The 17,361-nt window shown below is 55.8% G+C and carries 20 protein-coding genes; 18 read left to right on the forward strand and 2 right to left on the reverse strand.

Annotation, left to right across the window (positions count from 1 at the left end):
• Positions 1-22: 22 nt before the first annotated feature.
• Both rluC and WEB54_RS00280 read left to right on the forward strand, forming a co-directional pair.
• The gene (gene rluC / locus WEB54_RS00275; RefSeq protein WP_368052689.1) at positions 23-982 is read left to right on the forward strand and encodes a 23S rRNA pseudouridine(955/2504/2580) synthase RluC; all 960 of its coding nucleotides are present in this window, start codon (positions 23-25) and stop codon (positions 980-982) included.
• Positions 983-1,018: 36 nt separating this feature from the next.
• Positions 1,019-2,008, forward strand: coding sequence for a S49 family peptidase (locus WEB54_RS00280; RefSeq protein WP_368052645.1), 990 nt, complete (start codon positions 1,019-1,021; stop codon positions 2,006-2,008).
• A gap of 30 nt (positions 2,009-2,038) precedes the next feature.
• Here the strand turns inward: WEB54_RS00280 and WEB54_RS00285 are convergent, their stop codons facing one another.
• Positions 2,039-2,614 carry a nucleoside triphosphate pyrophosphatase gene (locus WEB54_RS00285; RefSeq protein WP_368052646.1) on the reverse strand — a complete coding sequence of 192 codons (576 nt, stop codon included), beginning with the start codon at positions 2,612-2,614 and terminating at the stop codon, positions 2,039-2,041.
• A 131-nt stretch (positions 2,615-2,745) separates the two neighbouring features.
• Between WEB54_RS00285 and WEB54_RS00290 the strand changes: the two genes are divergently transcribed.
• From WEB54_RS00290 to WEB54_RS00355, 14 genes are all read left to right on the forward strand, one after another.
• Positions 2,746-3,273, forward strand: coding sequence for a YceD family protein (locus tag WEB54_RS00290; RefSeq protein ID WP_368052647.1), 528 nt, complete (start codon positions 2,746-2,748; stop codon positions 3,271-3,273).
• Positions 3,274-3,364: 91 nt separating this feature from the next.
• Entirely contained in the window at positions 3,365-3,547 is a 183-nt protein-coding gene (gene rpmF, locus WEB54_RS00295) for a 50S ribosomal protein L32 (RefSeq protein ID WP_028669943.1), read from the forward strand.
• A 6-nt stretch (positions 3,548-3,553) separates the two neighbouring features.
• Positions 3,554-4,561, forward strand: a complete 1,008-nt coding sequence (locus tag WEB54_RS00300) for a hypothetical protein (protein ID WP_368052648.1) — start codon at positions 3,554-3,556, stop codon at positions 4,559-4,561.
• Positions 4,562-4,957: 396 nt separating this feature from the next.
• Positions 4,958-5,896 carry an ACP S-malonyltransferase gene (gene fabD, locus WEB54_RS00305; RefSeq protein ID WP_368052649.1) on the forward strand — a complete coding sequence of 313 codons (939 nt, stop codon included), beginning with the start codon at positions 4,958-4,960 and terminating at the stop codon, positions 5,894-5,896.
• Positions 5,893-6,633, forward strand: coding sequence for a 3-oxoacyl-ACP reductase FabG (gene fabG / locus WEB54_RS00310; protein WP_368052650.1), 741 nt, complete (start codon positions 5,893-5,895; stop codon positions 6,631-6,633). Before fabD ends, fabG begins: the two co-directional genes overlap by 4 nt.
• Positions 6,634-6,721: 88 nt before the next feature.
• Positions 6,722-6,958 (forward strand): acyl carrier protein, encoded by a 237-nt coding sequence (acpP, locus tag WEB54_RS00315; RefSeq protein WP_127555348.1) that lies wholly within the window; start codon positions 6,722-6,724, stop codon positions 6,956-6,958.
• Positions 6,959-7,040: 82 nt separating this feature from the next.
• A complete protein-coding gene (gene fabF / locus WEB54_RS00320; RefSeq protein WP_368052651.1) occupies positions 7,041-8,279 on the forward strand; it encodes a beta-ketoacyl-ACP synthase II in 1,239 nt (412 codons plus the stop codon).
• Between the two features lie 138 nt (positions 8,280-8,417).
• Positions 8,418-9,239 (forward strand): aminodeoxychorismate lyase, encoded by an 822-nt coding sequence (gene pabC / locus WEB54_RS00325; RefSeq protein WP_368052652.1) that lies wholly within the window; start codon positions 8,418-8,420, stop codon positions 9,237-9,239.
• Positions 9,229-10,278, forward strand: a complete 1,050-nt coding sequence (gene mltG / locus WEB54_RS00330) for an endolytic transglycosylase MltG (protein ID WP_368052653.1) — start codon at positions 9,229-9,231, stop codon at positions 10,276-10,278. Before pabC ends, mltG begins: the two co-directional genes overlap by 11 nt.
• A complete protein-coding gene (tmk, locus tag WEB54_RS00335; protein ID WP_368052654.1) occupies positions 10,275-10,895 on the forward strand; it encodes a dTMP kinase in 621 nt (206 codons plus the stop codon). The genes mltG and tmk overlap by 4 nt, the downstream gene beginning before the upstream one ends.
• Positions 10,892-11,848, forward strand: a complete 957-nt coding sequence (gene holB / locus WEB54_RS00340; protein ID WP_368052655.1) for a DNA polymerase III subunit delta' — start codon at positions 10,892-10,894, stop codon at positions 11,846-11,848. The genes tmk and holB overlap by 4 nt, the downstream gene beginning before the upstream one ends.
• Positions 11,845-12,198, forward strand: a complete 354-nt coding sequence (locus WEB54_RS00345) for a PilZ domain-containing protein (protein WP_368052656.1) — start codon at positions 11,845-11,847, stop codon at positions 12,196-12,198. Before holB ends, WEB54_RS00345 begins: the two co-directional genes overlap by 4 nt.
• A 78-nt stretch (positions 12,199-12,276) precedes the next feature.
• Positions 12,277-12,903, forward strand: coding sequence for a TetR/AcrR family transcriptional regulator (locus WEB54_RS00350; RefSeq protein WP_368052657.1), 627 nt, complete (start codon positions 12,277-12,279; stop codon positions 12,901-12,903).
• A complete protein-coding gene (locus WEB54_RS00355; protein WP_368052658.1) occupies positions 12,903-13,430 on the forward strand; it encodes a DUF1285 domain-containing protein in 528 nt (175 codons plus the stop codon). Before WEB54_RS00350 ends, WEB54_RS00355 begins: the two co-directional genes overlap by 1 nt.
• 199 nt (positions 13,431-13,629) lie before the next feature.
• On the opposite strand, the gene WEB54_RS00360 is transcribed toward WEB54_RS00355, so the two are convergent.
• Positions 13,630-15,285, reverse strand: coding sequence for an electron transfer flavoprotein-ubiquinone oxidoreductase (locus tag WEB54_RS00360; protein ID WP_368052659.1), 1,656 nt, complete (start codon positions 15,283-15,285; stop codon positions 13,630-13,632).
• A gap of 371 nt (positions 15,286-15,656) precedes the next feature.
• Between WEB54_RS00360 and WEB54_RS00365 the strand changes: the two genes are divergently transcribed.
• Together WEB54_RS00365 and WEB54_RS00370 are read left to right on the forward strand one after the other, a co-directional pair.
• The gene (locus tag WEB54_RS00365) at positions 15,657-16,409 is read left to right on the forward strand and encodes an electron transfer flavoprotein subunit beta/FixA family protein (protein WP_368052660.1); all 753 of its coding nucleotides are present in this window, start codon (positions 15,657-15,659) and stop codon (positions 16,407-16,409) included.
• Positions 16,406-17,332 carry an electron transfer flavoprotein subunit alpha/FixB family protein gene (locus WEB54_RS00370; protein WP_368052661.1) on the forward strand — a complete coding sequence of 309 codons (927 nt, stop codon included), beginning with the start codon at positions 16,406-16,408 and terminating at the stop codon, positions 17,330-17,332. The genes WEB54_RS00365 and WEB54_RS00370 overlap by 4 nt, the downstream gene beginning before the upstream one ends.
• Positions 17,333-17,361 lie beyond the last annotated feature (29 nt).

Consider the following 17,361-nt stretch of genomic DNA (forward strand, 5'->3'; position numbering starts at 1 on the left):
GGTATGTGCAAAGCAGGTCATTGTGGCAAACGTCGAATTGTACGAAGTAGAAGAAGACCGGGCCGGTCAGCGAATCGATAATTTTCTGATCGGGCATTGGAAATCTGTTCCCAAGAGCCGAGTTTACCGGGTGTTGCGTAAGGGAGAGGTGCGTGTAAACGGTAAGCGGGTCAAGCCTGAGTATCGTCTGGAAGCCCAGGATACCGTGCGCATTCCTCCGGTTCGCATCGCTGAGAAACCGGTCAATACCGCCATACCCAGTCAGTCACTGCGCCACCAGCTTGATAAAGCCATTCTGTATGAGGATGATGTATTGGTTGCGCTGAACAAACCCCACGGTCTGGCTGTGCACGGCGGGTCGGGTATTTCGCTCGGCCTGATAGAATCTTACCGGATCATTCGCCCTGAGCTGAAGTTTGTCGAATTGGTACACCGGCTCGACCGTGACACCTCAGGCGTTGTGCTGATCGCGAAGAAACGCTCTGCATTGAAAGCGCTGCAAGAAGTCTTTCGGCATAAGACTGAGGTAAAAAAGGTGTATTGGTGTTTGGTGCACGGCCACTGGCCGGAAGATCAGCGCTTTATTGATGTACCCTTGCGCAAAAATGAAGCTCAGAGCGGGGAACGTATGGTCCGTGTCGCTCCGGATGGCAAGCCGTCTCAAACCCGGTTTCGGCTATTAAAGGCATTCGCCCGGTGCAGTTGGGTGGAAGCTCAGCCGGTAACCGGCCGGACACACCAGATCAGAGTGCATACCCAGTACGCCGGACACCCTATTCTGGGAGATTCCAAGTACCAGTCGAGTCGGGCCGAAGCGGTTGCCAGGGAGTTGGGTCTCGGTAGACTCTTCCTGCACGCGGCGCAATTGACCGTGCCGCACCCGGTTTCCGGGGAGTTGTTAACCCTGAAAGCACCCCTGGACCCAGTATTGGAGCGGCTGTTAACCTCCCTGGCAGAAACAAAAGCCAACAACGCATCCTGAAACATCTTTCCCAGTCACTGACAGGACATTGAACGAATGTTTGGAAAAAATTCTCAACCGGAATCGACGGACGATTCCTGGGCTGGCTCCCGCAAAGAATGGCAACTGATCGAAAAGGTTGTGATGGCCAATACCGTCGAGCTTAAAAAGCAACGGCGCTGGGGCATTGTTTTTAAGTCACTCAGCTTTATCTATCTGTTTGCGCTGTTATGGCTTTTTATCAGCAACAGCGATATCGGCCTCATGGTTCCGGAAAAAACCGGCGGACATACCGCCATTGTCGACGTTCGCGGGCTAATTGCTCAGAGCGAACCGGCCAATGCGGATGCCATTGTGACGTCGTTGCGTAATGCTATGGACCACAAGGACACCCGGGCGGTCATTGTCCGCATCAACAGTGGCGGGGGTAGCCCGGTGCAGTCAGCCTACGTATACGATGAGATTCAGCGTCTGCGGTCTTTGCATGAGGATGTGCCCATTCACGCGGTTATCTCCGATACCGGCGCCAGCGGTGCCTATTATATAGCGTCGGCAGCTGAGAATATTTATGCCAACGGGTCCAGTCTGGTGGGGTCCATCGGTGTAACGGCGGCCAGCTTCGGCTTCGAGGAGTTGATTGGGAAGCTGGGCATTGAGCGCCGCTCCTTTGCCTCTGGTGAGCACAAAACCTTCCTGGATCCGTTTCAGCCAGTCAATCAGGAAGAGCGGATATTGTTTGAAACCCTGCTCGGAAACGTTCATCAGCAGTTTATTGCGGATGTCAAAGAGGGGCGCGGTGACCGGCTGGTAACTGACAATGACAAACTGTTTTCCGGGCTGGTATGGACTGGTGCCCAGGCGCTGGACCTTGGTCTCGTTGATGGCCTGAAGTCGACCTCCGAGCTTGCCCGTGAACTGGGTTACCCCAACACCGTTGATTTTACGTTGAGAGCGTCACCCTTGCAGCAGTTTGCCCGTAACCTGGGCGTATCAGTGGCTGAAACTCTGGTTAAGCTGGGGGCTACCGAGTCGATTCAATTACGCTGACACGATACCAGTGGCCTAAGCAGTGGTACATCAGGGCAGGGCATAGCCCACCTGACGCAACTTGCTGGCCAGTGAGATTAATGGCAGCCCAATCAAGGCGTTTGGATCATCGCTGCGAACCGATTGGAACAGGGTGATCCCCAGTGCCTCAACCTTAAAACTGCCCGCACAGTCGAGCGGGCTTTCCTTTTCGATATAGCGTTCAATTTCTTCCCGGGTCAGATCCCGGAAAACCACCTCGGTTGTTACCACCCAAGCGTCGTCGCTGAAACCGGCAAGCGCCACACCGCTGTAAAATGTCAGGGAAGTGCCGGAACAGCGCGACAACTGATCGACCGCGCGCGCCACACTGCCCGGCTTGTCCAGCAGGACGCCCTGATAATCGGCAGCCGTCTGATCACTGCCGATTATCAGGTGGCTCGGGTAAGCCTTGGCCAGGCTCCGGGCCTTCCCCTGTGCGAGGCGAAGTGCCAAATCGAACGGCGTTTCACCGGGCAAGGGAGTCTCATCCATGTCTGGCTTGGACTGGTCAAACGGCAGATTTAGACTGGCCAGGCGTTCCGCCCGGTAGGGTGAGGTTGAGGCCAGCAAGACCGGTGGCAACATGGTCGCACTCCTTTAGGATTAGTATCAGTTGAATGAAACATCATAATAAAGGCGTGTAGCCTACTGTTTATCGGCCATTTGCGCCAAAAAGCCTTTGACTTGAACAGTCTCATCCGTATCATACCGCGCCTATGTCGAAATCCGAGCTCCCAGAACGCGTTGATGCCTATAAGTTGGCTGATCAGGGCCCCCAGAATCTTGAGGGTGTTGTGCCGTCAACCCGGTTGTCACGCCTGACGGATGTGGTGCTCAGTCAGGATGCCGAGTTTAAAGCCACTTTAAACTTTGATCGTGACGCCGAGCAGCGCCGCATCGTTACAGGCGAGGTGTCTGGGCAGGTTGTACTCGAATGTCAGCGGTGTTTGCAGCCAGTGCCTGTGGCACTGAACGGTCAGTTTACCATGGCCGTGGTGTACAACGACGAAATGGCGAAAGCGTTGCCTGCTGATATCGATCCATTGATGTTGCTGCCGGATGAACCTCTAGTGGTAGCAGAGCTGGTCGAAGACGAGTTGTTGCTGTGCTTGCCGATGCATGCGATGCATGACGATGGCGAGTGTCAGATACAGACTGAATTTAAACCGGATGAAGCCGAGGTTGAAGAAACCCCGGTTAAAGACAATCCGTTTAAGGTATTGGAATCTCTGAAGAGATCCTGACAGTTTCACAGTGATGGGTGGCCTGCAACCGGGCCATGCGTGTAGCACCCATGACTGATATTTTAAGTGTCCTATTTAGGAGGCCCCGGCCATGGCAGTTCAGAAAAGCAAGAAGACCCGTTCACGTCGCGGAATGCGTCGCTCGCATGATGCGTTGACTACAACCGCTCTGGCGGTTGATCCGACTAGCGGTGAAACTCATCGTCGTCACCACGTCTCTCCAGACGGCTTTTACAAAGGTCGTAAAGTTGTTGCTGAAGCGGACGTCGAGTAACACTCATTGGCTGCTCTGGCCATTGATCTAGAGGGAGGGGATTTCGGCCCCTCCCGTTTGCTTCCCGCCTCTATTCAGTTCTTCCAGAACCACCCCGAGCACAGTGGCACGCTCTTTGGCAGCGCATCGCTGCAGTCTTCCATGTCGTCCTTACCTGCTAATCTACGCTTCGAACCTTGCGCCGGTGCCTTGCCACCAACCTTGAATCCCGGTCGTTTATTGCGCCATGAATACGGCAGCAGCATTGAGCGGGCGGTATCCGAGTTAAAACAACAGCGCGTCGATGCCGTTGTTTCTTCGGAGCATACCGGTATTCTGATGGCGTTGTTGCATCGCCATGGGCGGGTGCACCCGGCGCTGGATCGACCGGTACTGGTCAGTTGGGTGCCAACGTCGAAAGACGCCATGTTAATGCTCGATCTGGGTGCTTCGTTCTCAGCTACCGCCGAACAGTTATTGGGGTTTGCCGCCGTTGGCGTGGCCATCGCCTCCGGGCAGTTAGCGCGCAAACCCCGGCTGGCATTACTTAATCTCGGTGTGGAAGCCAATAAGGGGCCGCAATCCATTCGTCTGGCAGCCGAGCATCTGGCCCGCTGGACGGAGATTGACTACCGTGGTTTTGTGGAAGCCGGAGAGGTTTTTCAGGGTGACCTTGACCTGGTTATTACCGATGGATTTACCGGGAACGCGGTAATAAAAGCCGCAGAAGGAACTCTGGACCTAACGCTGGGGGCCATCCGACACGCCTTAAACCGGGATGTGGTGGGTAAACTGCTAGGTTACATGTTGCGCAATCGGCTGCGCCCCATCATGCGACAGCTGGACCCAAGGCGCAGCAACGGCGCGTTATTGGCCGGTACTGATATGGCGTTGATAAAAAGTCATGGTGATGCCACCGGGGTGGCTTTTCAGGCAGCATTGACCCGTGCCGTGGAAGCCAGCGAGGGGCGGTGGTGTACAGCGATTCAGGCTCAGCTCGACACCTTGCTGGACACGTCGGCAGCGCCTAATTAAACAGTGCTGTCGCTTGATTTCTGAACTCACGTTTTGGAGCTTGCAACCAATTGAGTGTTAGGTGCCGGGGGTGCCTATCCGGGGGAGTCTGCAGCATGGATGCTGCAGTCTAGGCCCCATGGATGGGTTCACGCCGACCCCGGATCGGTACCCCCGGTGCCTAACACGGACTCATGGCACCAATGTACAACCGAACCCCAAAACATGAGTGATTAGAATTGAGGCGTCAATAATACGCTTCGTGCTGTTCCCAGAATTCATAAATGTTTTAACAGGGGTTGTCTTTACTGAGCGGCCGTTGCGACCATAATGCACGCCACTGGGAAGTTCAGTGTCGATGGTCCGAAGAACACAAGACCGCCGGGCTGACCCTCCATAACAACAGGAACGTATTGCATGAGCCAAAAACTCGCTTTCGTCTTCCCGGGTCAAGGATCTCAGCAGGTGGGCATGTTGTCCGATCTGGCTGAACAGTATCCGCTGATTCAGGACACCTTCGCAGAAGCCTCAAGCGCACTCGGTTACGACCTGTGGGCACTGGTTAGCCAGGGGCCGGCCGAAGAGCTGAACAAAACCGAAAAGACGCAGCCAGCACTGTTAACCGCGAGCATCGCCTTGTGGCGCTTGTGGCAAGCTGAAGGCGGTCAACAACCCGACTATCTGGCAGGCCACAGCCTGGGCGAATATTCTGCCCTCGTAGCCGCCGGTGTTTTGCCGTTGGCAGATGCAGTCGTACTGGTCGAAAAGCGCGGGCAGTTAATGCAAGCCGCCGTGCCAGCGGGGCAGGGTAGCATGGCCGCCATACTGGGGCTCGACGACCAGGCTGTGATTGATGGGTGTGTTCAGGCTGCCCAGGGCGACGTTGTTGAAGCCGTTAACTTCAATACCCCTGGTCAGGTTGTTATCGCCGGTTCAGTCGCCGCCGTGGAGCGCGCTATCGACCTGTTGAAAGCCGCCGGAGCCAAGCGCGCCATGCCGCTGCCGGTCAGCGTACCGTCGCATTGTTCGCTGATGCAAAATGCCGCGGCTCAGCTGTCGAGCCATTTGGACACACTCGACTGGCAAAACGCCGGGTTGCCCATTATTCAGAATGTGTCGGCAACCGCTGAAGACAACGCCGATACGCTCAAGCAGAACTTGGTTGAGCAGCTGTATCGTCCGGTATTGTGGTCGCAATCGGTTACCGAGCTGGCACGACTTGGCGTTACCGAAACGGTAGAATGCGGCCCGGGTAAAGTTCTGTCCGGGCTTAACAAGCGCATCGAGAAAACACTGACCTTGTCGGCCCTGGGGTCGCTGGCAGCCTTTCAGGAACGCATAGGGAGCAACGCATGAGCGATAACAAGTGGGTTTTGATTACCGGCGCAAGCCGCGGCATTGGTGCGGCGATTGCCGAGACACTGGGCCGTCAGGGCTACCGCATTGCCGGTACTGCCACCTCTGACTCGGGTGCCCAGGCGATTACCGAACGGCTCCAGGCGGCGGGAATCGACGGCGGTGGCTATAAGCTCGACGTGACCAATCCGGAATCGATCGATCAGCTAATGGCCGAGCTGAAAGAAGCTGACGCCACGCCCGAAGTCCTGATCAATAACGCTGGCATCACCAAAGATAATCTTTTCCTGCGCATGAAAGAGGCGGAGTGGGATTCGGTCATCGACACCAACCTGTCTTCAGCCTATCGTATGAGCAAGGCGGTCATAAAGTCGATGACCCGAGCCCGTTTTGGCCGGATTGTGAATGTTTCGTCGGTAGTTGCTTCCATGGGCAACGCAGGTCAGGCAAACTATTGCGCGGCCAAGGCCGGGCTCGAAGGCTTCACCCGATCATTGGCGCGGGAAGTCGGTTCGCGTAATATCACCGTGAATGCGGTGGCACCCGGTTTTATTCAGACCGATATGACACATGAGCTGCCAGAGGCCACACGCGAGACATTGCTTAAGCAAATCCCGCTGGGCCGGATGGGAGATCCGAACGAAATTGCCGCTGCCGTGGCGTTCCTGGTCAGTGACCAGGCATCGTACATCACGGGTGAAACCTTGCACGTGAACGGTGGCATGTATATGGGTTGATCGGCCAGTTTTGACTTGCCGGCAACGAATAACGTTTAATACACTAAATCGCACCTTGAAGTGCAATTCCAAGTAGGGAGTGTTCGTAATGAGCAACATTGAAGATCGTGTAAAGAAAATCGTCTGTGAACAGCTGGGCGCAAAAGAAGAAGACGTAACTGCGCAGGCGTCTTTCGTAGACGACCTGGGTGCTGACTCTCTGGACACCGTTAACCTGGTTATGGCGTTGGAAGAAGAGTTTGAAACCGAGATTCCGGACGAAGAGTCCGAGAAGCTGGGTACTGTTCAGGACGCGATCGACTACATCAACGCCCACCTGGGCTAAGTGCGGTAGCCATTCGGCTATACCGCTCTGGATTCAAGCCGTATTGTCGTCAGACAGTACGGCTTTTTATTTGGAGAACACTATGTCACGTCGAAGAGTCGTTGTGACCGGTTTGGGTTGCCTCAGCCCGCTGGGGAATGATGTTGCTTCTACCTGGGCTGGAATACTGGCAGGTAAGAGTGGGGCATCCAAAATCGAGAAATTCGATACCGAAAAATTCACCACAAATTTTGCCTGCATGGTGAAAGGGTTTGACCCTGCCGCTTACATCAATCCCAAAGACACCAAGAAGATGGATGGCTTTATTCAGTACGGCTACGCAGCCGCCATCGAAGCGATTCGGGATTCGGGCATTGAAGCCACCGAGAGTAACGCTCATCGTATCGGCCTGGCTATCGGCGCCGGGATTGGCGGGCTGGACACCATTGAGCGCAATCACGATATCCTGAACAAGTCCGGGCCACGCCGGGTGTCTCCGTTCTTCGTACCCTCGGCCATTATCAACATGATCGCTGGTTACTTGTCGATCGATTACGGATTCAAAGGGCCGAACATCGCCATTACCACGGCCTGCACCACCGGCACCCATAACATTGGTTATGCCGGTCGAACCATCGCTTACGGTGATGCTGATGTGATGGTGGCTGGCGGAGCAGAAATGGCTTCTACGCCGCTGGGCATTGCCGGCTTTGGTGCTGCTCGTGCGTTGTCGAACCGCAACGATGACCCGACCCGCGCCAGTCGTCCCTGGGACCGGGATCGCGATGGCTTTGTGCTGGGTGACGGTGCGGGCGTTCTGGTACTTGAAGAGTATGAGCACGCCAAGTCACGGGGCGCGACCATTTATGCCGAACTCGCCGGTTTTGGTATGAGCGGTGATGCGTATCATATGACTTCGCCTCCTGAAACCGGGGCAGGCGCCTGCGCGTCGATGCGTAATGCGGTTCTGGATGCCAAGTTGAACCCCATTGATATCAACTACATCAACGCACACGGCACCTCCACGCCAGCAGGCGACAAGGCTGAGACTCAGGCCGCCAAGTCGCTCTATGGCGCCGATGCTGACAAGATCGTCATGAGTTCAACCAAGTCGATGATTGGCCACTTGCTGGGTGCTGCAGGTGCGGTGGAAGCTATTTTCTCGGTACTCGCCATCCGCGACCAGGTGGCGCCCCCGACCATCAACCTGGATAACCCGAGCGAAGGCTGTGATCTGGATTACGTGCCTCATACGGCCCGTGAAATGCCGATCCAGCACGCCTTGTCGAATTCATTCGGGTTCGGTGGCACCAACGGCACGCTGATCTTCAGTAAGGTTTAACGGCCTATTAGCGGGGCAGGGGTAATTGAACATTGCCGTCATTTATCCCTGGCCTGCTAACGGTCAAACCTTCCCTGAACTGGGCGAGTTGCCCAAGTTCGGGTACACTGATGGCCGACTTCCTCGTGCCAGAATCCCATGTTAGCCTGCCTGCTCAACAGTCAACCGACCGACCATTTGCCGCTACCCAGTCGAATGCTGGCTTTCGGTGATGGCGTCTTTGAAACCTGTCTGGTGACTGGCCCGGGGGTGCGATTTGTTGACGATCATCTGCAGCGTTTGCGAGAAGGTATCGTCCGGTTGAACCTCGCCTGGTCTGATCAGGACCAGCAGCGTCTCCAAGCGGACATTGACACCTTGCTGAAGCCACTTAACTCAGTGGCTGTGCTCAAGATTATTCTGGGTCGGCAGTCAGCCGGCCGAGGGTACGATTACGATCCTGCAACCCAACGCACAGATCGCCTGCTGCAGCTCTTTGAATACCACCCGGCACCCTGGTACAAGACAGGCGCGCGGCTGGTAACCTCAGGGGTTCCGGCGTCGATTAATCCGGCACTGGCTGGCGTCAAACACCTGAACCGGCTGGATTCGGTGCTGGCCCGGCAATCAGCCCGCGAACGTCAGGCCGAGGAAGCCATTCTCTGCGACGGGGACGGCTGGGTCGTTGAAGGCAGCATGAGCAATGTCTTTTATCGTCGCCACGGTCGTTGGTTTACCCCAGGTCTGGATCGAGCCGGAGTGAACGGTATTATTCGCCGACGCTGGCTGCAGGTGGGTGACGATGCCCTGGTTGTAGCCAATATCAAGCCAAGCGACCTGACCGATTGTGAGGCAGTGCTCATCGGTAATACCTTGATGGGGCTGGTACCGGTGACTCATCTGGATGAAGCTCCCATTGCCCGCGCAAACGAGGCTGAGCTGGCTTCCCTACGAACCCAAATTGGACTGAATGTTGATTAAACGACTGTTAATTATACTGGCCCTGCTGATGTTTGGTGCGGGTTTTGGTGCTGTTTTCTACATCAAGGATCAAATCGATTCGCCGATGGCGCTGACTACTCCGGAAATCTACCCGGTACCGGCCGGTGCCTCTCTGCGGCGGGTTTTGAGCGATTTCGAGGCGAACGGCTGGATCCAGTATGCCCGGGCACATGAGTTGTGGTTGCGGTACCAGAAGCAGACGGCGATTCATCGCGGCGAATATCAGTTGCAGCCCGGTGACACTACCAGTGCGGCCATTGCCCGTATGGTCAGCGGCGAAAAAATTCAGCACAGCGTGCAGTTTATCGAAGGCTGGACATTTCGGCAGTACCTGACGGCGCTGGCGGCCAGCGAAGCCGTGACTCAGACGCTGACAGACACCGATACTGGAACCGTACTGGAAGCGCTGGATATCGATCAGCAACACCCGGAGGGCTGGTTTTTTCCGGATACCTACCTGTTTGAGCGCGGAACAACCGATGCTGACATCCTGAGGCAGGCACACGACCGGATGCAGCAAGAATTGGCCCGGGCCTGGGAAAGCCGGTCTGAATCAACTCAGGTGAATACTCCATACGAGGCCCTTATTCTCGCCTCTATTATTGAACGTGAAACCGGCGCGGCCTTCGAGCGCCCGGAAATCGCCGGTGTGTTTTCCCGACGTCTGGCTCAGAATATGCGTCTGCAAACCGACCCGACGGTCATTTACGGACTGGGCGAGGATTTCAGTGGCAACCTGACGCGCAGCCATTTGCGCCAGGATACGCCCTATAACACTTACACCAGAAACGGTTTGCCGCCAACGCCGATTGCCAACCCAGGGCGTGGTGCACTTGAGGCCGCCGTTGACCCGGCGGAAGGCACAACATTATTTTTCGTCGCTCGCGGTGATGGAACCCACCTGTTTTCTGATACCTACGAAGAACACAATGCCGCCGTTCGTCAGTACCAGCGTTTCCAGCGACGTGACGATTACCGCTCGGCACCACCGGTGGAAACCGAAGGAGACGGGTCGTGAACCCCCAGTTTATTTCCATTGAAGGCCTGGAAGGGGCTGGCAAGTCAACCCAGCGCACTGTGTTGGCCGCCTGGGTCGCGAAGCGTTTTGGCCAGCCCATGGTTACCCGGGAGCCTGGCGGGACCGTTATGGCCGAACAGATCCGCGAGGTACTGCTGGCTCATCATGATGAACCCGTCGATGTCCTGACCGAGCTGTTACTGATGTTTGCTGCCCGGCGTCAGCACTTCAGTGCGGCTATACGGCCTGCGCTGGCCAATGGCCAGTGGGTGGTGAGCGACCGGTTCACCGACGCCAGCTATGCCTACCAGGGGGGGGGGCGTGGCATCGCCTGGGAGCAGATTGCGGAGCTGGAAAACCTGGTGCTGCAGGGGGCCAAACCCGACTTGACGTTGTGGCTTGATTGCCCAGCCGAGATAGGGCTGGCACGTGCCCGACAGCGGGGCGAGCTGGATCGTATTGAAACCGAAGACATCGCCTTTTTTGAACGCTGCCGTGCGGCCTATGAACGCCGCCGCAGCGAAGACCCGCAACGCATTATTCGGCTCGATGCGACCGGCTCCATCGAATCGGTCAGCGCCGCCTTGATACAAGCCCTGGAGGCGCGATACTCATGACTGAGTTGCCGGTCTGGACCCACGCCATTGCCGAACAGGTAGCTACGAGTTTTTCTCAGCAGCGGCTGCCACACGCCCTGATGCTGGTCGGCCGGGAAGGGGACGGACTGGCATTGCTGGGTGACTTTCTGCGCCGGGGTTTACTGTGCAGACAGGCCGGTATTGAGCCCTGTGGTCAGTGCAAGTCCTGCTTGCTGGTTAGGGCGGGAGCTCATCCGGACAGTAGGGTGCTGGAGCCGGAGGGCAAAAGCCTGACCATCAAGGTGGATCAGATACGCAGTGTTGCCAACTTTATGCACGAGACACCTCAGCAAGGGGGCAATAAAGTCATTCGCCTGACACACAGTGAGAAGATGAATACCGCGGCGGCCAACGCTGTATTAAAAATGCTGGAAGAACCCACGCCCAACACCTACCTGATTTTGGAAAGTACCTCGTTGTCGCGCATGCTGCCCACCGTCAGGTCCCGTTGCCGTCTGTACAAGCTCGAGCAACCCGGTCCGGTTGAGGCTCGTCAATGGCTGACCGCCAATGGTATTGGCCAGCCAGAGCAGCGTTTGGCCATGGCAGACGGTGCACCACTGGCGGCTGCCCGGGTAACAGATGAGGCCATCGAACAATGGCACAAACAGGTCAGTTGTTTTCTGCAGGAACGAAATTTCACCACGCTGGCTGCCTTTATTCAGCAACAGGAGCCGGAAACCCTGTTGAACCAAACATTACTGTGGGTCGATACCGCCATTCGTCGCCTGCACCAGCAAGCGGCATCGGTGCCACAGCGCGATGAAGATCTCGTTCAGGCACTGCAGGGGCTGTCAACTGTGTCGCTTTTTCACTTTAGAGACTATATTGTGCAGTTAAAACAGGGCTTGCAGCAGCAAGCGAACCTGAATCAACAGATGTGGAGCGAGCAATTGTCGGCTCGCTGGCTGGAAATGACAGGACACGCATGAATCCAAAACTCGGTGGACCGCGCAATGGCATCTTGTCGCTGACGATGAAAGATAAGGCCGTGTTGTACGCAGCCTATATGCCTTTTGTGAAAAACGGTGGTTTGTTCATTGCCACCAATAAGAAGTTCAATCTTGGTGACGATGTGTTTTTGTTGCTCAACCTGATGGAAGAGCCGGAAAAAATACCCGTCGCGGGGAAAGTCATCTGGGTGACGCCTCGTGGTGCCCAAGGCAACCGGGCAACCGGCATCGGCGTTCAGTTCAGCAAAAAGAACGAACTGGCCAAAGACAAGATTGAAACCTACTTGGCTGGCGCGCTGAATTCCGAAAAACTCACCCATACCATGTAAGCCTGTTTTGCTGTCGGCTGCAGAGCAGACGACAGCAAAGTCCCGGTTCCGACCCTTCTGCGACAGACGAGCTCGAACATGTTCAGGCCGATTGCCAGCGTTTCCGATCAGCACCCCACCGAAGTCGCTATTTTAAGCTCAGCGCTGAACCTGTTTATGCTGGTCGGCGAGAATCAGGTATCGGTAACTCGCCTGATTCAAACCGCTGCCATCAGTCGCTCTGTGTTTTATCACTACTTCAGTGGCAAGGAAGATGTCTACGCCGCCTTGCTGTTGAATGATGAGCTGGGGCTGAGCCCGCTGTTCAAACAATGCCGGGAAGCGCCAGAGCTGGGCATCGCACACCTAATGAGAGAGCTCCTTAACTATCGCCTGCAATCCATTGATAATTATGGTCTTTTTCTTAGACTTGAGAGTCACCTGAATGCCGAAAACTGCCAGCTGGAGCGGTTCCGGCAATGGCAGCGCCTGCGTCGTAATCATGTTGAACAGTTCACTGAACTGGCGCGCCGGCAATGGGCTGTTGAGTCGCATCAGGACGACGATGACCTGCGCTATCTGTACACCCTGGTCTGGTTACTGGCCGACGGCATGGTATCGCTGAGCAACAACCCCATGTATCTGGAACTGGTTCAGGACCGACGCGGATTAAAACGCTTTCTGACCCGGCTGGCCGAACAGGCCGGAACCCGAGGACTGACCTGATGAGACTGGACGACCTGCTGAAACAGATTGGCAATCAGAGCTTTCCGCCAGTAGAGCAATGGAGCCCTGATTTTTGCGGTGATCTGGATATGGTCATTCACCGGTCGGGCCAATGGTCGTACCAGGGGTCGCCGATTGGCCGACCGGCAATGGTCAAATTATTCGCCTCCATCATAAAACGGGAAGGGGACGACTACTTTCTGGTGACGCCGGTCGAGAAGGTAGGCATACGCGTAGAGACCACGCCCTTCGTCGCGGTATCGGCCGAGTGCATTGACAATACCTGGATCGTGACCAACAACCTGGGTGAGCAGCAGCCACTGGATGCATCGCATCCGCTGGACATAAATGACTCGTCCAGTGAACCGGTTATGCTATGGCGACGGAACTTGCCCGCACGAATTCATCAGAATGTGATGTATCAATGGCAGACCAGCGCGCTGGAAACAGCAACACCTGACAATCAGGGCAGGCTTTGGCTGAGCAGTGGCGGGAGACGGTTTTTGCTGGCTGAACTGGGAGACTAGCACCGGGTGCCGGGTATGCCTCTGTGGGGTAGTCCGCAGCAGGGATGCTGCGGTCTAGGCCCCATGGACGGGTTCACGCCGACCCCACAGAGGCATACCCGGCATCCGGTGCGGACCAAAGCCTGTGAGGTGACCCGAACTCCGAACTTGAGTAACCCGGGCGTCTGAACTGTCAGTCAGTGCCCGGGCTGAGCCTGCCTTACATATTCGGGTAGGTTGGGCCACCCGCGCCCTCTGGCGTTACCCAGGTGATGTTTTGTGCGGGGTCTTTGATGTCGCAGGTTTTACAATGCACGCAGTTCTGCGCATTGATCTGAAACCGTTTTTCACCGGCATCGTCCTCAACCACTTCGTACACAGCGGCCGGGCAGTAACGCTGGGCGGGTTCCGCATATTTCGGCAGGTTGCTGGCGATTGGGATAGACGGATCGGCCAGTTTCAGGTGTACCGGCTGGTCTTCCTCATGGTTGGTATTGGATAGAAATACCGAGCTGAGCTTGTCGAAACTCAGGACACTGTCCGGTTTTGGATAGCTCAGTTCCGGGCAATCGGCGGCCAGTTTGGTCTGGGCATAATCCGGCGTTATGTCCTGCATTGTCCAGGGCAGTTTGCCGCGGAACAGGTTGATGTCGATAAAGGCATAGGCCGAACCGAGTAGATTGCCGAACTTATGCTGTGCCGGGCCAAAATTACGCTGCTGATGCAGTTCCTGGTATGCCCAGGACTGTTCAAACGCAGTGGCATACTCAGCCAGATCCTGACCGGCTTGCCACTCACCCTGAGCGCGCTTCAGAATGACATCAGCGGCCACCATCCCGGATTTCATGGCGGTGTGACTGCCCTTGATCTTGGCAAAGTTCAGGGTTCCAGCATCGCAGCCGATCAGCAAACCGCCAGGAAAATGCATTTTCGGCAGGCTTTGCAGGCCGCCTTTGGCAATGGCGCGGGCACCGTAAGAGACACGTTTGCCGTTTTTCAGCGTGTTGGCAAACAGCGGGTGGTGCTTCATGCGCTGAAATTCATCAAACGGGCTAAGGTAGGGGTTTTGATAACCAAGATCAGTAATCAGGCCCAGTACCACCTGATTATTCTCGATGTGGTACATGAACGAGCCACCGTGAGCGCCATGCTCTGCCAGCGGCCAGCCTGCGGTGTGGACCACCTTGCCCGGCTGATGGACTGATGGGTCAATGTCCCATAGCTCTTTGATACCCAGACCGTAATGTTGCGGGTCTTTACCGGCATCCAGATTGAACGTCTGGATCAGGGATTTACCCAGATGACCGCGTGCGCCTTCGGCGAACAGGGTAGTTTTGGCGCGCAGTTCCATACCGGGCATATAGCCGTCTTTCTCGGCACCGTCGGCAGCCACGCCCATATCACCGGTGATGATGCCCTGCACAGAACCGTCGTCGCCGTAGAGGACGTCGGCAGCGGCAAAGCCTGGAAATATCTCAACGCCCAGGTTCTCGGCCTGTTCCGCCAGCCAGCGGCACAGATTACCCAGGCTGATGATGTAGTTGCCCTGGTTGTGCATGGTAACTGGCACAAAGGCACCGGGTACCTTTATGCTGGCCTTTTCATTGCGCAACATATAGATGTCATCGCCGGTGACGGCGGTGTTCAGCGGGGCGCCTTTGTCTTTCCAGTCGGGAATCAGCTCATTCAGGGCGCGCGGCTCAAACACTGCTCCGGAGAGAATATGGGCACCGACTTCAGACCCTTTCTCCACCACACAGACGGATAACTCCTGACCAGCGTCGACAGCGCCTTGCATCAGCCGAATGGCTGCAGACAGACCGGCCGGGCCTGCGCCGACTACAACAACGTCAAATTCCATGGATTCGCGTTCCATCGGGACCTCCTGAACGAGTTACCGGGGCGAACGGCCCGGTAACTGGGCTTTACGGCAACCAGACAATGCGACCTCTAGTAGCAACGCACCTGTTACTCGTAGATAATTGTAATGACCGGAAATGGCGCCATATGTAATGTGAAGGTCACTGTCGATGTGAAGACTGTGCAGTGACGCCATCCCGATTTGGCACCGAGTTTACCTGCTCAACCGGAAAAATTAAAACAACTGTTTGAAATTTTCGTTTAAAACGGATTAAATGACCGCCCTGTGCGGTTGCAAAGCAGATGTATAGATAGGCAATAAGCCGCCAACCCCAAACTTCGACCGTCAATTCGACTGTCACCTGACCATGAGGACACGAGACCACTATGAAAATTCTGGTTCCGGTAAAGCGTGTTGTGGACTACAACGTCAAGGTCCGCGTCAAGCCAGACAACAGCGATGTGGATCTGGCCAACGTGAAAATGGATATGAATCCGTTCTGCGAAATTGCCGTCGAAGAAGCCGTGCGACTGAAAGAGCAGGGTGTTGCTACCGAGATTGTGGTGGTATCCATAGGCGAACCCAAGGCGGAAGAGCAACTCCGTAAAGCCATGGCACTGGGGGCGGACCGTGGCATCCTGATCACCACCGAAGAAGCGCCGGGTTCACTGGGCGTCGCTAAATTGCTCAAGGCGATTGTCGATGAAGAACAGCCCGGCCTGGTGTTATTGGGCAAGCAATCCATTGACAGCGACAATAACCAGACCGGCCAGATGCTGGCCGCGTTGACCGGCATGGCTCAGGGCACCTTTGCCAGCAAGCTGGTAATCGACAGCGACAAGGCCCAGGTAACCCGTGAAATTGACGGTGGTCTGCAAACCTTGTCACTGACTCTGCCAGCCATCATTACCACCGACTTACGCTTGAACGAACCTCGTTACGCCAAGCTGCCAGACATCATGAAGGCCAAGCGCAAACCGCTCGACAAAAAAACCGCTGCGGATTACGGCGTGACGCTCAGCAACAGCGTCAAAATGCTTCGCGTAGAGCCACCTGCTGAGCGCAAAGGCGGCATTACCGTAGGCTCGGTGGCCGAATTAGTCGATAAACTGAAAAACGAAGCGAAGGTGCTGTCATGAGTATTCTGATCATAGCTGAACACGATAACGCATCGCTGGCTCCGGTAACGTCCCACGTGGTTACGGCCGCATCTGCTATCGGTGGCGCCATCGACGTGCTGGTAGCCGGATCCGGCGTCCAGTCTGTTGCTGATGAAGCCGCCAAACTGTCTGGCGTAAGCAAGGTCCTGATTGCCGATGACGCCGCCTACGGTCATCAACTGGCCGAAAACCTGGCCGATCTCGTTGCTGAACTTGGCAAGGAATATAGCCACATACTGGCGCCAGCGACTACCAACGGCAAAAACATGATGCCACGTCTGGCGGCTCTGCTCGACGTTGAGCAGATTTCCGATATTCTAAGCGTTGAATCGGCTGATACGTTCAAGCGCCCCATCTACGCAGGCAACGCCATTGCCACCGTGCAGTCGAGCGACGCCATTAAAGTGATTACCGTGCGCGGTACCGCCTTTGATGCCTGTGCAACCGATGGATCAGCCAGCATTGAAGCGGTGTCTGGCGGACACGATAAAGGCATCAGTGCTTTTGTGGGCGAAGATCTGGCCCAGTCGGACCGCCCCGAGCTGACCGCTGCCCGCATCGTCGTCTCCGGTGGTCGTGGCATGCAGAATGGAGATAACTTCAAACTGTTGTACACCCTGGCCGACAAATTGAATGCAGCCGTCGGCGCCTCGCGTGCCGCTGTCGATGCCGGTTTCGTGCCCAACGATATGCAGGTTGGTCAGACCGGTAAAATCGTAGCGCCGGAGCTGTACATTGCCGTCGGTATTTCCGGTCAGATTCAGCATCTGGCGGGTATGAAAGACAGCAAGGTGATTGTCGCCATCAACAAGGATGAAGACGCGCCTATCTTCCAGGTAGCCGACTACGGCCTCGTTGCCGATTTGTTTGACGCCTTGCCCGAGTTTGAAAAGGCCCTCTGAGCCATAGTTTGATTGTGATTCAGAAACCC

Source organism: Saccharospirillum sp. (assembly GCF_040881935.1).
In the GTDB taxonomy this organism is placed as follows: domain Bacteria; phylum Pseudomonadota; class Gammaproteobacteria; order Pseudomonadales; family Natronospirillaceae; genus Saccharospirillum.

Bases quoted from the DNA above. Each gene is read 5' to 3' on its own strand.
- WEB54_RS00280 (WP_368052645.1), top strand. From the start codon at position 1,019: ATGTTTGGAAAAAATTCTCAACCGGAATCGACGGACGATTCCTGGGCT.
- WEB54_RS00285 (WP_368052646.1), bottom strand. From the start codon at position 2,614: ATGTTGCCACCGGTCTTGCTGGCCTCAACCTCACCCTACCGGGCGGAA.
- WEB54_RS00290 (WP_368052647.1), top strand. From the start codon at position 2,746: ATGTCGAAATCCGAGCTCCCAGAACGCGTTGATGCCTATAAGTTGGCT.
- rpmF (WP_028669943.1), top strand. From the start codon at position 3,365: ATGGCAGTTCAGAAAAGCAAGAAGACCCGTTCACGTCGCGGAATGCGT.
- fabD (WP_368052649.1), top strand. From the start codon at position 4,958: ATGAGCCAAAAACTCGCTTTCGTCTTCCCGGGTCAAGGATCTCAGCAG.
- fabG (WP_368052650.1), top strand. From the start codon at position 5,893: ATGAGCGATAACAAGTGGGTTTTGATTACCGGCGCAAGCCGCGGCATT.
- acpP (WP_127555348.1), top strand. From the start codon at position 6,722: ATGAGCAACATTGAAGATCGTGTAAAGAAAATCGTCTGTGAACAGCTG.
- fabF (WP_368052651.1), top strand. From the start codon at position 7,041: ATGTCACGTCGAAGAGTCGTTGTGACCGGTTTGGGTTGCCTCAGCCCG.
- pabC (WP_368052652.1), top strand. From the start codon at position 8,418: ATGTTAGCCTGCCTGCTCAACAGTCAACCGACCGACCATTTGCCGCTA.
- mltG (WP_368052653.1), top strand. From the start codon at position 9,229: ATGTTGATTAAACGACTGTTAATTATACTGGCCCTGCTGATGTTTGGT.
- holB (WP_368052655.1), top strand. From the start codon at position 10,892: ATGACTGAGTTGCCGGTCTGGACCCACGCCATTGCCGAACAGGTAGCT.
- WEB54_RS00345 (WP_368052656.1), top strand. From the start codon at position 11,845: ATGAATCCAAAACTCGGTGGACCGCGCAATGGCATCTTGTCGCTGACG.
- WEB54_RS00350 (WP_368052657.1), top strand. From the start codon at position 12,277: ATGTTCAGGCCGATTGCCAGCGTTTCCGATCAGCACCCCACCGAAGTC.
- WEB54_RS00355 (WP_368052658.1), top strand. From the start codon at position 12,903: ATGAGACTGGACGACCTGCTGAAACAGATTGGCAATCAGAGCTTTCCG.
- WEB54_RS00360 (WP_368052659.1), bottom strand. From the start codon at position 15,285: ATGGAACGCGAATCCATGGAATTTGACGTTGTTGTAGTCGGCGCAGGC.
- WEB54_RS00365 (WP_368052660.1), top strand. From the start codon at position 15,657: ATGAAAATTCTGGTTCCGGTAAAGCGTGTTGTGGACTACAACGTCAAG.
- WEB54_RS00370 (WP_368052661.1), top strand. From the start codon at position 16,406: ATGAGTATTCTGATCATAGCTGAACACGATAACGCATCGCTGGCTCCG.